This is a genomic window from Actinophytocola sp., assembly GCF_036378875.1.
In the GTDB taxonomy this organism is placed as follows: domain Bacteria; phylum Actinomycetota; class Actinomycetes; order Mycobacteriales; family Pseudonocardiaceae; genus Actinophytocola.
The window spans coordinates 22,821-36,666 of the sequence record NZ_DASUVO010000063.1 but is presented as its reverse complement, the minus strand read 5'-3'; the positions used below and the strand labels follow the sequence as shown (position 1 = coordinate 36,666).

Annotated in this window: 9 protein-coding genes; 6 read left to right on the top strand and 3 right to left on the bottom strand. The window is 69.1% G+C overall.

From position 1 onward, the window contains the following. Position 1: 1 nt before the first annotated feature. Positions 2-2,113: a TIM-barrel domain-containing protein gene (locus VF106_RS18255; RefSeq protein ID WP_330840942.1), complete on the bottom strand. Its 2,112-nt coding sequence runs from the start codon at positions 2,111-2,113 to the stop codon at positions 2-4. Between the two features lie 213 nt (positions 2,114-2,326). On the opposite strand from VF106_RS18255, the gene VF106_RS18250 reads away from it, so the two are divergent. Further along, positions 2,327-4,345 (top strand): NPCBM/NEW2 domain-containing protein, encoded by a 2,019-nt coding sequence (locus VF106_RS18250; protein ID WP_330840941.1) that lies wholly within the window; start codon positions 2,327-2,329, stop codon positions 4,343-4,345. A gap of 43 nt (positions 4,346-4,388) precedes the next feature. On the opposite strand, the gene VF106_RS18245 is transcribed toward VF106_RS18250, so the two are convergent. After that, on the bottom strand, positions 4,389-5,162 hold the full coding sequence (locus VF106_RS18245; RefSeq protein ID WP_330840940.1) for a Tat pathway signal sequence domain protein: 774 nt from the start codon (positions 5,160-5,162) through the stop codon (positions 4,389-4,391). Positions 5,163-5,260: 98 nt separating this feature from the next. Here VF106_RS18245 and VF106_RS18240 point away from each other — a divergent pair, with 98 nt between their 5' ends. From VF106_RS18240 to VF106_RS18220, 5 genes are all read left to right on the top strand, one after another. Continuing rightward, positions 5,261-7,693 (top strand): TIM-barrel domain-containing protein, encoded by a 2,433-nt coding sequence (locus VF106_RS18240; protein ID WP_330840939.1) that lies wholly within the window; start codon positions 5,261-5,263, stop codon positions 7,691-7,693. Positions 7,694-7,706: 13 nt separating this feature from the next. Then, on the top strand, positions 7,707-9,041 hold the full coding sequence (locus tag VF106_RS18235; RefSeq protein ID WP_330840938.1) for a glycoside hydrolase family 28 protein: 1,335 nt from the start codon (positions 7,707-7,709) through the stop codon (positions 9,039-9,041). Between the two features lie 51 nt (positions 9,042-9,092). Next, on the top strand, positions 9,093-10,277 hold the full coding sequence (locus VF106_RS18230; RefSeq protein WP_330840937.1) for a phytase: 1,185 nt from the start codon (positions 9,093-9,095) through the stop codon (positions 10,275-10,277). A 110-nt stretch (positions 10,278-10,387) separates the two neighbouring features. Continuing rightward, positions 10,388-11,581, top strand: coding sequence for a CaiB/BaiF CoA transferase family protein (locus VF106_RS18225; protein ID WP_330840936.1), 1,194 nt, complete (start codon positions 10,388-10,390; stop codon positions 11,579-11,581). A 115-nt stretch (positions 11,582-11,696) separates the two neighbouring features. Then, positions 11,697-12,458: an enoyl-CoA hydratase/isomerase family protein gene (locus VF106_RS18220; protein WP_330840935.1), complete on the top strand. Its 762-nt coding sequence runs from the start codon at positions 11,697-11,699 to the stop codon at positions 12,456-12,458. Positions 12,459-13,054: 596 nt separating this feature from the next. On the opposite strand, the gene VF106_RS18215 is transcribed toward VF106_RS18220, so the two are convergent. Beyond that, positions 13,055-13,828 (bottom strand): IclR family transcriptional regulator, encoded by a 774-nt coding sequence (locus VF106_RS18215; protein WP_330840934.1) that lies wholly within the window; start codon positions 13,826-13,828, stop codon positions 13,055-13,057. Positions 13,829-13,846: the final 18 nt, after the last annotated feature.

The following is a 13,846-nucleotide window of genomic DNA, read 5'->3' as shown; positions in this document are numbered from 1 at the left end:
GTCACGATAGCCAGTTCTGGATCCGTTCGACAGCGTTGTTTCCGGCCGGCACCGTGCGGGAGTCGAGCCGCAGGTACAGCGGAAACTCGTCCATAGTGGACTCACGGACCAGGTGACGACCGCCGGAGACGATCTCACCACTGAACAGGTCAAGCCACTGACCCCGTGGCAGGTACACGTCCACCGGGGTTGGCAGCCCCGCCACTCCGTCGGCTTCCGCGCGGTCGGCGGTCACCGGCACGGCAAGGAGGTTCGGGCCGACCATCATCTGCAGGTCAGCCACCCATGCCGCCTCGTCGCGCGGGAAGTCGAAGCCCAGCGGACGGGTGATCGGCTCGCCGGTGCGGGCGGACCGTTTCGCCAACTCGTAGAGGTACGGCACCAGCGCGTCGTGGAGTGCGACCGAGGCACGGAAACGGTCGACCGTCTGCTCGTCATACAACCACGGTGTCGCGTTGCGGCCCTGGCCACCGACCTCGAACACCGGCGACACGGACGAGAACTGCGCCCACCGCGTGAACAGTGTGGGGCTCGGCGCGTTCGTGTCGCCGGCCGCCGCTGAGTAGCCGCCGGTGTCCGTGCCCCACACGGGATGCCCGGACAGCCACGAGTTCTGCCCACGCCGCACCGACAACCGCAGGCCGTCGAACGTCGAGGTCGGGTCAGCGCCCCAGAAGCCGTGCAGCACGCTCGGCGCTCCGGTGTAGCCGGCGCGGAACACCATCGTGTACTCGTTGCCCCACACCTCGCGCAGCGCGTTGGACGTCGATTCCGCGTACAGCACCGGATAGATGTTGTGGTACTCGGCGCCGGGACCCGCCGCGAACCGGGCGTTCTCGAAGTCGGTCTCGTCGCCGCGGTCGCCCTTGACGAAGTCGACGCCCATCCGGAACAGCTTCTTCAGCTTGGCCTCGAAGTGCTCCTTCGCTGCGGGATTGGTGAAGTCGATGTCGAACCGGTCGGTGCGGCCGGTGTCGGCCACGTACGAACCCGCCGGGTAGCCGGGGTCCGGGCACGCCACTCCCCCGGCGACCGGGCGGACGAACGACGAGATCCATAGTCCCAAGTGGACACCACGAGCGTGCAGCTCGTCGATCATCCCCTGCGGGTCGGGGAACTGCTCTGGGTCGAACTCCAGCGTGCCGTTGCACGCGCCGCCGTGCGTCGGCGTGCCGGTGGCCGTGTTGATCTCCCACGGGTTGTCGATCCAGACCGTCTTCACCGGGATGCCCCGTGCCTGCAGCTGAGCAATGTCGTCGAGCACCTCCTGCTGCCCGCCGGGGTTGATGTCACGCCAGAACGTCAGCTCCAGCTGCCGCTTCGGCGGCAACGCCGGCCGGCCGGCACGAGCGCTGTACGACCGCACGACCTCCGCCGGGGAGCCGGCGTAGATCTCGTAGTCGAGCCGGTTCGTCTTGAAACACAGCTGGGTCCGGTCGGGCTGACCGAGCCGCACCGGGCACGGCGGTGGAGCGGTCACGCAGCTCGGCGGTTCGTCGACCGCGTTGGGGAACGCGAGGCGGCCGATCGCGTTGGTGTCCGGGAAGATCGCGTAGCCCTTCGAACTCGCGAAGAACGGGCTGGGCGCGCCGCCGCTGTTGCAGCGGTTGAGGGCACTCGCGCCGGTGAACCGGACCTTGTTGAACAGCACGCGGTGCCGCAGGTCGGTGTAGAGGAAGTTCGCGCCACCGCCCAGGAAGTGCTCGGCGTCGTCACCGGTGAGCGACTCGTAGACACCGACGACGTTCGTGGCCGGCTGGAACGTCCACGACACCCGCAGTCCGCGTGGCGTGCGGCTCACCACGACCCGTGCGGTGCGGTCGGGCTCGTCGGTGGCGACCGTGTACGTCCGCGACCGGTGATCCCCTTGCTGGTCAAGGAGATCCGTCAGCCGGTGGGTCGAGCCGTCGGCCAGCGCGTACGCCATCCGCCCACCAGGCCCGGCGGTGTCGCCGTTCGCCTGCGCGACAAGGGGTTTGCCCCCATCAAGGAAGGTCAGACGGAAGGGTGCCTGGTCGACTCGCCAGCCGAGACCTGCGGCGGCCGAGGCGACCGGAGCCGAACACAGAGCGGCGACCATACCGAGGACGACGAACAACGCTGAACGTCTCACGACGCCACCTCGCCCGCTCCGTGGCGCCGGCACGCTCCGCAGGCTCCGCTCCGCCGGCGCCCTCCGCGGGCGATGCGGCGTCCTGAATGTCGATGGTTCGCTACGCAAGCTCCGCTCACGGAAGTCTCCTTGACCGATTAATCGGATCTAAGGGCTCCTCCCAACGTAGGCAAGCGCTTTCCAAGCGTCAATAGCTATGCAACGATCCGATGTATGCGAGCAAGGGTGCTCATCACCGCACTGTCCCTCATCGGCGCGGCGGTCACCGCCACCGTGACACCGGCGCAGGAGGCCATGGCCCTGCCGGACGGGTTGGCGCTCACCCCGCCGATGGGTTTCAACAACTGGAACGCGACCGGCTGCGCGATCGACGAGACGCTGATCAGGGCGACCGCGGACATCTTCGTGTCCACGGGTCTGCGTGAGGCCGGCTACGAGTACGTGAACATCGACGACTGCTGGGCCGAGCAGGAACGCGACCCCGAGACCGGTCGCTACGTCCCGCACCGCGAGCGGTTCCCCAGCGGGATCGAGGCACTGGCGGACTACGTGCACGCGCGGGGCCTCAAGCTCGGCATCTACACCAGCGCGGGCACGTTGACCTGCGCGCGGACGATGCCGGGCAGCCTCGACCACGAGGAGGTCGACGCGCAGACGTTCGCCGACTGGGGCGTCGACTACCTCAAGTACGACAACTGCAACAACGAAGGCCGTCCCGCGCTGGAGCGGTACACGAAGATGCGGGACGCGCTGAAGAAGACCGGCCGCCCCATCGTGTACAGCATCTGCGAGTGGGGCCAGAACCGTCCGTGGGAGTGGGGCGCCGACGTCGGTCACCTGTGGCGGACCACCGGCGACATCAACGACAGCTGGACCTCGATGATGTCGCTGCTGGAGCAGAACGCACCGCTCGCGCCGAACGCGGGACCGGGCCACTGGAACGACCCGGACATGCTGGAGGTCGGCAACGGCGGCATGACCGATCGGGAGTACCGGTCGCACTTCAGCCTGTGGGCGACCATGGCCGCACCGCTGCTGATCGGCACGGACCTGCGCGACGCCACGCCGGAAACCCTGGAGATCCTGGGGAACCGCGAGGTCATCGCCGTCGACCAGGATCCGCTCGGCGTGCAGGGCCGCTTGCTGCGCAAGGACAACGGTCGCTGGGTGATGGTCAAACCACTGCAGGACGGCGACATCGCGCTGACACTGTTCAACTCGTCCGAGACCACGGCGACGTTCGGCGCGACCGCCGCGGAGCTGGGGCTGCCCAACCGGACCGCGTACACGGTGCGGGACCTGTGGGAACACAAGACCTATGAGAATGCCGGGAACTTCTCGGCCGCGGTGCCGGCACACGGCACGGTCATGTACCGCGTCGACGCCGAGGACCGCGGCTGGTGGCGGCACCCGCCCGCGACCGAGTTCGCGCTCGACCTACCGGCGCCGTTCACCGGTGTGCCGGGCACGGTCACACCGGCCGGCCGCCCGTTCACCGCGAACGTGACGGTGGTCAACCGCGGCCGCACGCCGGTGCTGAACGGCCGGGTAAAGCTGGCGCCGGCGGCGGGCTGGCGCGTCGAACCGCTGGGGAACACCGGAAAACCGTTGCTGCGCACCGGAGAGTCGCTCACGGCCGCGTTCCGCGTGACGCCACCGGCGACCGCGCCACCCGACGGCTACGCGCTCGACGCGACCCTGTCGTACGCGTCGCTGCTGCACCCGCGGCTCAACAGGACCGCCGGCGAGGACCTGGCGGTACCGACACCGGCGCCCGCCGGCACGTCCAACCTCGGCGACCTCGCCTGGGCCAAGGCGGCCAACGGCCTCGGGCCCGTCGAGCGGAACACGTCCGTTGGCAGCGCGCCGACCGGCGACGGGCGAACTCTGACGATCAACGGTCGCACGTACGACAAGGGTCTCGGCACGCACGCGGAGGCGTCCGTCCTGTTCTACCTGGCCGGGAAGTGCAGTGGTCTGACCGTGGACGTCGGCATCGACGACGAACGTGACCCTCGGCCGGATCCGACGCAGGGCACGGCGATCTTCGAGATCTGGGCCGACGGGACGAAGGTGGCGGACAGTGGCCTGCGCACCTGGCAGGACGACGCGCTGACGCTGTCGGCGAACCTGACCGGGGCCTCGTTCGTACGGATCGTGACCAACGGCAGCCCCGACGGATTCAGGTGGGACCGGGGGGACTGGGCGGCCCCGGTCCTGGCCTGTGCGTAGAGATTTGCGTGGCGGAGTGCCGGCTCCGCCACGCATCTTCCGCTCACACCAGTTGGTAGGCCTTGTAGTTGCGGATCAGCTGGTAGGTGTTCTGCAGCCCCGAGCTCTCGATGCTGCGGTAGATGCCCCACTTCGGGCGCAGGTAGTTGATGTCGCGCCACAGGTCGACGGCCGTGGTGCGGCCGTCGACCACGGTGGTGCTCCCGTTGCGGATCACCCAGCGCAGGTAGCCGCCGCTGTTAGACGCCTTGAACTCCCACTCGACGTCGATCCACTTGTTCTGCAGCGGCGTCCAGTCGGCGAGCGTGTGCTCGGTGTTCGAGTCGTCGTCCCGCAGCGTCAGTACGGTCAGCGTCGGCTTGCTCTTCTGCCGTGGCGTGAGTGTCCACAGCGGACCACCGACGTCCTGGACCTTCATCTGGAAGATGTGGGTGAACTTGGTGGTCGCGGTGAGCGAGCTCGGCCAGTAGGCCTGGTAGGCGATCCGCCAGGTCTGGTCTTTGTTGATCTTGTGCAGGGTACTGCCCGAACGCATGCCCTTGGACTCGTTGCGCTGGCGGTCGTCGCCGTCGCGGTCCCTGGTGTGCATGTCAAAGCGGTAGTGGTCGCCCTCGACGTAGATGTGTTTCACGTCGGTGTGCGAGTCGGCCCGGTCGTCCTCGAGTCCCTCGAAGGCGTTCAGGCCGTCGGCGGACGGGGTGGGACTCCACCGGAGCTGCCAGGTGGCGGCACTGGCGGGCGTCGTGCCCACCGCGAGCGCACCGGCGACGCCGGCGCCGAGCGCGAGCGCTCGTCTGCGGTTCAGCGGGTTGTTCATGTGTTCAACTCCTTCGTCGGAAATGACGCAGAGCCGATACATCCGATGTCTAGACCTTTGGGTACCACAACCTCGATGCCTGTGACAAGGAGAAAGACATGCGGTTCCGTCGCCTGCCGATACTTCCGGTCCTGTGCACGATCGCCGCAATGGTCAGTCCACCAACCGCGACAGCCGGAGGCTCCGGACCGCTGCGCTGGACCGCCGAAGCAGCACCCTTCCAGCTCACCTTCCACAGAGGACAGGAATCGCTGACCGGCCAGACATCGGATGACACAGCGGGACCAGGTGGCCGGATGTCGTACGCGCTGGCGGACGGCACCACCCACCGGCTGACCGATCTCCTTGACCAGCAAGGGGATCACCGGTCTCGGACGTACACGGTCGCCACCGACGAGCCCGACCGCACCGCACGGGTCGTGGTGAGCCGCACGCCACGCGGACTGCGGGTGTCCTGGTCACTCCAGCCGGCCACGAACGTCGTCCAGGTGTACGAGTCGCTCACCGGTGACGACGCCGAGCACTTCCTCGGTGGCGGCGCGAACTTCCTCTACACCGACCTGCGGCACCGCGTGCTGCTGAACAAGGCGCACTTCACCGGCGCGGCCCCTCTCCCCACCTGCAACAAGAGCGGCATGCCGAGCCCGTTCTTCCTGAGCTCACGCGGCTACGCGGTGTTCCCGGAGACCGACGCCATCGGCCGGCTCGCCTTCCCCAACGCGGTCGACGATCCGCCACACTGCTCGACGGAACCGCCGCCGTGCCCGGTGATTCTCGGCCAGCCCGACCGGACCCAGCTGTGCTTCAAGACGAACCGGCTCGACTACGAGATCTACGCGGGCTCGCCGGCCGAGGTGGTCCGTGCCTACAGTGCCCGCGCCGGGCTGCCGACAATGCCGCCGGTCCGCCAGTTCGCCCTCACGCACTGGCGGGACACGGTCGACGGGCAGGCAACGGTGATCGACGACGTGGACCAGCTGCTGCGGAGGGGAATCCCGCTCGGTACCGAGTGGATCGACAACCCGTGGGAGACCTCCACGAAGCTGCCCGGTGAGTCGCAGAACAGCCGCTTCGCGTGCAACGGCACGCTGACGTTCGACCCGGCCCAGTTCCCCGACCCGGCCGCCATGGTGGCGGCGCTGAACTCGAAGGGCGTCGAGCTGGGCATCTGGCTTTCACCCCACGTCAGGGAAAAGGCCGCCGAACGACCGTGCCCGGTCACCGACTACCCACCGGACTCGTTCATCCGGACCAGCCGCACGGCGGACCCCCTGCAGCTCGACCTCACGAACCCGGCCACCCGCGCGCACTTCCAGGACAAGCTGCGGCAGCTGTTCTCGCTCGGCATCACGATGGTCAAGGGTGACCGCGGTGAGGAGTTCGAACTGGAGGACGCCACGTTCGCGGCCGGGCCCGGCACAGAACTGATGAACACCAACCCGGTGCGGTACGCGCAGGCCACGACCGAGGTGCTCGAGGAGCTGTACGGCGACCAGTACACGACGCTGTGGCGCGGCGGGTACACGGGACTGCCGGCCATCGTGAACGGTGTGTGGGGCGGCGATCCACGCGCGACGTACGAGGGGCTGCGGTTGTCGGTGCGACGTGGGCTGAACTCGTGGTTGTCCGGGCATCCCATGTGGGGCACGGACACCGGCGGCTTCAACGGCGGCGGCGCCGGGGCGCCCAGCCCCACCCTGTTCACGCGATGGGCCCAGTTCTCCGCGGTGTCCCCGGTGTACGAGGTCGGTGGCGCCGGCCGCAACGCCACGCCATGGCTGTACGACGACACGACGGTGGCGCGCTTCCGGGAGAGCGTGCTGCTGCACTACGCGCTCTTCCCCTACCTGTACGGGCTCGCGCAGCGGGCGGCGCGGACCGGTGAGCCGATCGTGCGGCCGATGTCGTTCGACCACCCGGCCGACGAGCAGGCATGGGCGGCCGACCAGCACATGATGGTCGGGCCGGACCTGCTCGCGGTGCCGGTCACCGCGGACCGCAACGAGACCGACGCGGCGGCCGGTCAGCCGACGCCGGTCGACGTGTACCTGCCGCGTGGCCGCTGGGTCGACCTGTACACCGGCGAGGTGCTCGACGGCGGCCGCCACGTCGTCCGGGAGTCCACACTGGACGAGTTCCCGCTGTTCCTGCGTGCCGGTGCCGCGATCGGATTCAACCAGCGGATCGACGGCGTGTGGCCTCAGCCGTGGGGGCTGAACGACCTCGACCGGCGCGACCGTGCCGGGTGGACGTACGCGCCGGGCACCGGGACCACGGTCGCGTCGAACCCGTTCGGCGGCAAGCTTGTCGCCCGCCGCGACGGCGGCGTGATCCACCTGAGGGTCACCGGCGCACCGGCGGAGACCCAGGTTCTGCTGGCGGTCCAGGGCACACCGCGACGGGTGGTGATCAACGGCCGGCCGGTCGCGCGGTCACTGGACGGTGCCGTGGGCTGGACCACGAAACCCGCGCCGTTCGGTGGCGTCCTGTTGAAGCTCGACGGCACGAGCACGGTCACAGTCACGTTCTGAGAGGAGCCAACAGATGAACCGGTGGTCGCGACGAGAAGTGCTGGGGTTGGGCGGGTTGGTGGCCGGCGGCGTGCTGCTCGGCGGTGCGCCGGCGGCATGGGCGTCACCCAGCCGGAAGTTCACCATCACCGACTTCGGCGCGGTCGACGACGGCGTCACCGACTGCACCGACGCGTTCCGGGCGGCGATCGCGGCCTGCCAGCGCGCGGGCGGCGGCCGGGTGGTCGTGCCTCCCGGCGAGTTCCTCACCGGACCCATTCACCTGCGCAGCAACATGAATCTCCACGTGACCGGGACGATCCGCTACCACACCGACCCCGCGAAGTACCTGCCGGTCGTGATGACCAGGTGGGAGGGGACGGAGTGCTACAACTACTCCCCCTTCGTCTACGCGTTCGGGCAGCGCAACGTCTCGATCACCGGCAGCGGCACGCTCGACGGTCAGGGCCGGCTCGGGCCGTGGGAGAGCTGGTACGCGAACAGCGGCCCGCAGGGCGCGGACCAGCGCGAGCTGCGCAGGATGGGCGAGGAGGGAGTGCCGGTCGAGCAGCGGGTGTTCGGTGCAGGGCACTTCCTGCGGCCGAAGATGATCCAGTTCTACCGCTGCCAGAACGTGCTCGTCGACGGCGTCACCGTCATCGATCCTCCGATGTGGACGATCCATCCGGTGCTGTGCCGGAACGTGGTGGTCCGGAACGTGACCGTCCACAGTTTTCTGCACAACACGGACGGCTGCGACCCCGAGGCCTCGACGAACGTCTACATCGCGGACTGCCGGTTCAACACGAACGACGACTGCATCGCGATCAAGGCGGGCCGCGACGCCGACGGTCACCGGGTCGGCGTGCCGAGCAGCAACATCCTGGTGGAGCGGTGCAAGTTCGCCGGCCGGTGGGGCGGCATCACGATCGGCAGCGAGATGTCCGGTGGGGTGCGGCACGTGTACGCCCGCGACTGCGAGATCAACCCGCCCGACTTCCCCGGCAACTTCCCGGTGAAGTACCCCCTGTACATCAAGACAAACAAGCTCCGCGGCGGCTACATCCGCGACGTGCACCTGAGCGGCTTCACCGGTGGCGGCGTGGAACGCGAGGCGATCTTCGTGATCCTCAACTACAACAACCAGGTCGGCACCCGTCCGGTCGACGTTCGCGACATCACGGTGTCCGGCATGGCACTGAACGGCGCCCGCCGCGCGGTGTGGCTGGACGGCCTGGAAACGGACCCGATCCGCGACGTCCACATCCGCGACAGCCACTTCACGAACGTGACGAACCCGACCAACACGGTGAACCACACCGAGGGCCTGCGCTTCACCAACGTGACGGTCAACGGCGCACCGCTCTAGATTCATGCTGTGGACAGCAGTCGTACACCAACGGCATGGAGGCTGTGGCGCATGATTCGTGGACCGATCATCGGTGTGGTCGCGCTGGGCATGGTTATGGCGACCGGCTCGTTCGCGGCCGGAACGCCGGCGCTGGAGCAGGTACGGGCCGTGGCGGAGACGGCGTCGAACTTCGACGACGACGCCGGCGGCAACGCCGACGCAGACGACCCCGCCATCTGGGTGCACCCGACCAGGCCGGCGGACAGCGTCGTGGTGGGCACGCTCAAGAACGGCGGCCTGACGGTGTTCGACCTGCGTGGGCGCGAGCTGCAGCACATCGCGACCCCGCCCGACGGGCGGTTCAACAACGTCGACATCGCGGGCAACCTGGCCGTGGTGACCGACCGAGGACTCGACCGTCTCCGGATCTACGCCATCGACCCTCGTGGTGCCCGGGCCACAACGGTGGTGACCGACGTGACGACGGCCGCGCCGCCGCTGGTATTCAGCGCCGACGAGGCGGAGGTCGAGGACCAGCGCACCGCCTACGGGCTCGCGGTATGGCCCGACCCCGCCGGTGGCGCGCCGTGGGTCGTGGTGAGCCGCCGGCACGAGACGCGGCTGGGCCTGTTCCGTCTGACCCCGCAGAACAGCTACCGGCCGGTGGCGTTCGTCGACCTGCCGTCCTCGTTCGGTAGCTGGACCCCGTGCGCCGAGCCCGGCGAGGGGCCGCAGGTCGAGGGCATGGTCGTCGACCGCACCACTGGTGTGCTGTACGCGGCGCAGGAGGACGTCGGCGTCTGGCGAATCCCGTTGTCCCGCAAGGGCTTCGGACAGCCGGCGCTGGTCGACCGGGTACGCGGCTTCGGCCAGCCGGCCGTCTACGACGAGTCGACCGAGGAGTGCGTGCCGACCGGCCCGCCGTCCCCGGAGGCGGGCAAACACCTGACCGCCGACGCCGAGGGCCTCACGATCGCCTACGGCAAGCACGGCCGCACGCTGTACGCGTCGAGCCAGGGCGACAGCGCGTTCGCCCGCTACCGCCTCGACGGTGGTTTCCGCTACGTGAGTGGTTTCGAGGTGATCGACTCCCCAGCCACGGACGGCGTCCAACACAGCGACGGCGCCGCGGTGACCACCACGCCGCTCGGACCGGCGTTCCCCCACGGCCTACTGGTCGTCCACGACGGCGAGAACACGCCGGAGACTCCGGACCGGACGGACACCAACTTCAAACTCGTCCGTCTCGGCTGAACAGTCCTGAGAAGGCCCCGTTTCGAGACGCTCGAAACGGGGCCTTCTCGCGTGCTATGGTCGGTGTTCCGCTGCACGAATACCGTTCCGTCTCACGGCACAGGGATGCGATGGGGCTGGCACTGGAGAACCTGACGGTCATCGACCTGACACAGGTGATGGCCGGCCCCTTCTGTTGTCAGCTGCTGGGCGACCTCGGCGCGAACGTGATCAAGGTCGAGCCGATCGGGCGTGGGGACGCGACGCGTGAGGCCACGGGGAACCGGTTGCCGCACGGGGAAAGCGCCGCCTTCATCGCGGTCAACCGCAACAAGCGAAGTGTGGCGATCAACCTGCGGACGGCGGGTGGCCGGGAGGCGTTCCACCGGCTCGCCGCCACCGCGGACGTGGTGGTCGAGAGCTTTCGGCCCGGCGTGGCGGCGCGGCTCGGGGTGGACTACGCGACGCTGCGGGAGGTCAACGAGCGGCTCGTGTACGCGTCCATCTCCGGGTTCGGTCAGACGGGTCCCTACGCCGCCCGTCCCGGGTACGACCTGATCGCCCAGGCCATGTCGGGGATCATGAGCGTCACCGGCGATCCGGCCGGCTCGCCGGTGAAGTGCGGCGTGCCCGTCGCGGACCTGTCGGCCGGGCTGCTGTGTGCGGTCGGGATTCTCAGCGCCTGTCTCAGCCGCACGATCACGGGGCGCGGGCAGGCCGTCGACACGTCCCTGTACGACGCGGCGCTCGCCATGTCCGTGTGGGAGACCGCCGAGCTGTGGACCACCGGCAGGGCACCGGACCGGCTCGGGTCCGCCCACCGTGTCAACGCTCCCTACCAGGCGTTTCCCACCCGCGACGGCCATCTCACCATCGGCGCCAACAACAACCGCCTGTGGGAGCGGCTGTGCGCGGTGCTCGACCGTGCCGACCTGCTCGCCGACCCGCGGTTCGCGACCAACGACGACCGCCTGCGCAACCGGGCCGCGCTGGCCGGGGAACTGACGCGCACACTGTCCACTCGGGACACCGAAGAGTGGGTCGAGCTGCTGCTCGACGCTGGGGTGCCGGCCGGTCCGATCCGCGACTACGAGCAGTCGTGCGCCGACCCGCACACGCTTGCCCGGGAGATGGTCGTGGAGATGGACCACCCGGTCGAGGGCCGCGTCAGGGCGCTCGGGATCCCGGTGAAGCTCAGCGAGACCGCGGGTGCCGTCCGGCGGGCACCGCCCCAACTCGGGGAACACACCGACGAGGTTCTCCGCGCCGCCGGCTACTCCGCCACCGAGATCGCCGCGCTGCGGGAGGAAGGTGCCGTCTCATGAGCGGAGCTTGCGGAGCGAATCATCAACAATCAGGCCGGCTCGGAGCCCGCGGAGGGCGCCGGTGGAGCGGAGCCTGCGGAGCGTTCCGGCGCCGCGAAGCAGGCGAGGAGACGGCATGACTATCACCGTGACGACCGACGGTCCTGTCGCGACGGCCACTGTGGACCGTCCGGAAGCCCGCAACGCCATGACCATGGCGATGTACGAGGCGCTCGCCGATTTCTGCGCGCACGTGGACGAGCACCCCGAGGTTCGGGTGGCGGTGGTGCGTGGCGCGGGCGGCAAGGCGTTCGTGTCCGGCACCGACATCAACCACTTCCGCGACTTCACGACCGCCGACGACGGTATCGAGTACGAGCGGCGTATCGAGTCGGTGCTGGCGCGGCTGGAGGAGGTGCGCGTGCCGACCGTCGCGGTGGTCGACGGCTACGCGACCGGCGGCGGCCTCTCCATCGCCGCCGCGTGCGACCTGCGGCTGTGCACACCGAACGCACGCTTCGGCCTGCCCATCGCACGAACGCTGGGCAACTGCGTGTCCATGCCGACCTACGCCAGGCTCGTCCACCTCATCGGCGCCGCCCGCACGCTGCACCTGATCTACACGGCCGGTTTCGTCGACGGCGCCGAGGCCGCCCGGATCGGCCTGGCATCCGAACTGGTCGACGACATCGACGCCCGCCTCGCCGAACTGTGCGAGCAACTCGCGAACCATGCCCCACTCACGATGCAGGCAAGCAAAGTCGCGTTACGACGACTGCGAGACCACGACCTACCACCGGACGAGGACCTCGTACGCCAGTGCTACGGCAGCAACGACTTCCGCGAGGGTGTGGAAGCGTTCCTGGACAAACGGGCCCCGCGATGGCAGGGCAGATGAGCGCTGTGGACCCGGCGAGCAAAGCCCGCTTCGCGGACGGCTTCCATGCGATGAAGGACGCCTTCCTCACGCCCAGGGTGAGGAAGGCGTCCATCACCACCCAGTGCCGCGAACGGCGTGCCACCGGCGCTGTCCCGAAAGACGCTTTCGGGTCGTTGAACCCAGATCCACCGATGCTCTTGGTGGCTCGGAGTGCGGCCCGGTGGACTCGCTGCGCGGATTCGGCCGGCGGCCATGCGAGGAAGGACGTCTTCATCACCGCCAGCGTGAGGAGCGTCCTTCACCACACCGCTCAAGTCGCACTGGCCGCGCACGAATGGCGCGTTCACGCTGCGGGCAATGTCCTGAAAGACGCGCTCACGTCGTTGAACGTCCCCATCGCGTCTTTCATGACACCAGCCATGTCCCCAACGCGTCCTTCGCGACGCGGCACCCTGCGGGTGCGCGCCGGGCGCGCAGCGCCCGGCGCCCGCGAAGCGGGCCTGACCAGGCCCACGCCTCTCGCACGGTGCGACACCCGACAAGATCATCGGTGGATCGAGGTTGAACGTCATCAGCGCGTTCGGGACACCGACGATGCCCCGAACGCGCCCCTTTCACGGCGCGGTTGGTGCGGGGCGGTAGCCCAGGGTCGCGCTGACCCGGCGTGCGGCCTCGGTGACCAACGCGCCGTAGGACTCCCGCAGCTCGGTGGGCATTCGGCTGCCCGGCGCGGAGATCGACAGGCTCGCCGACGTGCGGCCCGCGTGGTCGAAGATCGGGGCGGCTACCGCGGCGATATCGGTGCGCCACTCTCCCACGTTGGTCGCGTAGCCGCGTTCGCGGACCCTGGCCAGTTCGGCCAGGAACTCGTCCCAGTCCACGATGGTCTTCTCGGTGTAGCGGTCGAGGCGGGCGCCGACGATGGCTCGGACGTCCTCCTCGGAGCGGTGGGCGAGCATGGCCTTGCCGTTCGACGAGCCGTGCAGTGGCACGGCGCTGCCGAGTGTGATGACCGCCCGGATCGGGTGGTCGGTCTCGACCTTCTCGATCAGCACGGCGTGGCCGCCCTCGAGGACCATCAGGTGCGCGGTCTCGCCGGTCTCCTTGCGGAGCTCGCGCATCATCGGCAGCGCCGCGTCCCGGACGCTCAGGTCGGCCACGGCGTGCTGTCCGATGTGGAGCGCGCGGGTGGTGAGCACCCACCGCGTCATCTCGTCACCGGACGGGCAGATCCAGCCGGCCGTCCACAGTGTCTGGAGCGCCCGCTGCACCGTGGTCTTCGGCATCCGAAGCTTCCTGGCCAGGTCTCCGACGCCGGCCGGCTGCGTGAACGCGACCTCCTCGAGCACCCGGAAGGCCGTGAGCACGGTCCGCATCCCCTCACTCATGAGGGCATCCTAGGAGCA

What these genes read in the sequence shown, in the direction of transcription:
- VF106_RS18235 (WP_330840938.1), top strand. Translation starts at nt 7,707, where the DNA reads ATGAACCGGTGGTCGCGACGAGAAGTGCTGGGGTTGGGCGGGTTGGTG.
- VF106_RS18215 (WP_330840934.1), bottom strand. Translation starts at nt 13,828, where the DNA reads ATGAGTGAGGGGATGCGGACCGTGCTCACGGCCTTCCGGGTGCTCGAG.
- VF106_RS18240 (WP_330840939.1), top strand. Translation starts at nt 5,261, where the DNA reads ATGCGGTTCCGTCGCCTGCCGATACTTCCGGTCCTGTGCACGATCGCC.
- VF106_RS18220 (WP_330840935.1), top strand. Translation starts at nt 11,697, where the DNA reads ATGACTATCACCGTGACGACCGACGGTCCTGTCGCGACGGCCACTGTG.
- VF106_RS18230 (WP_330840937.1), top strand. Translation starts at nt 9,093, where the DNA reads ATGATTCGTGGACCGATCATCGGTGTGGTCGCGCTGGGCATGGTTATG.
- VF106_RS18245 (WP_330840940.1), bottom strand. Translation starts at nt 5,162, where the DNA reads ATGAACAACCCGCTGAACCGCAGACGAGCGCTCGCGCTCGGCGCCGGC.
- VF106_RS18225 (WP_330840936.1), top strand. Translation starts at nt 10,388, where the DNA reads ATGGGGCTGGCACTGGAGAACCTGACGGTCATCGACCTGACACAGGTG.
- VF106_RS18250 (WP_330840941.1), top strand. Translation starts at nt 2,327, where the DNA reads ATGCGAGCAAGGGTGCTCATCACCGCACTGTCCCTCATCGGCGCGGCG.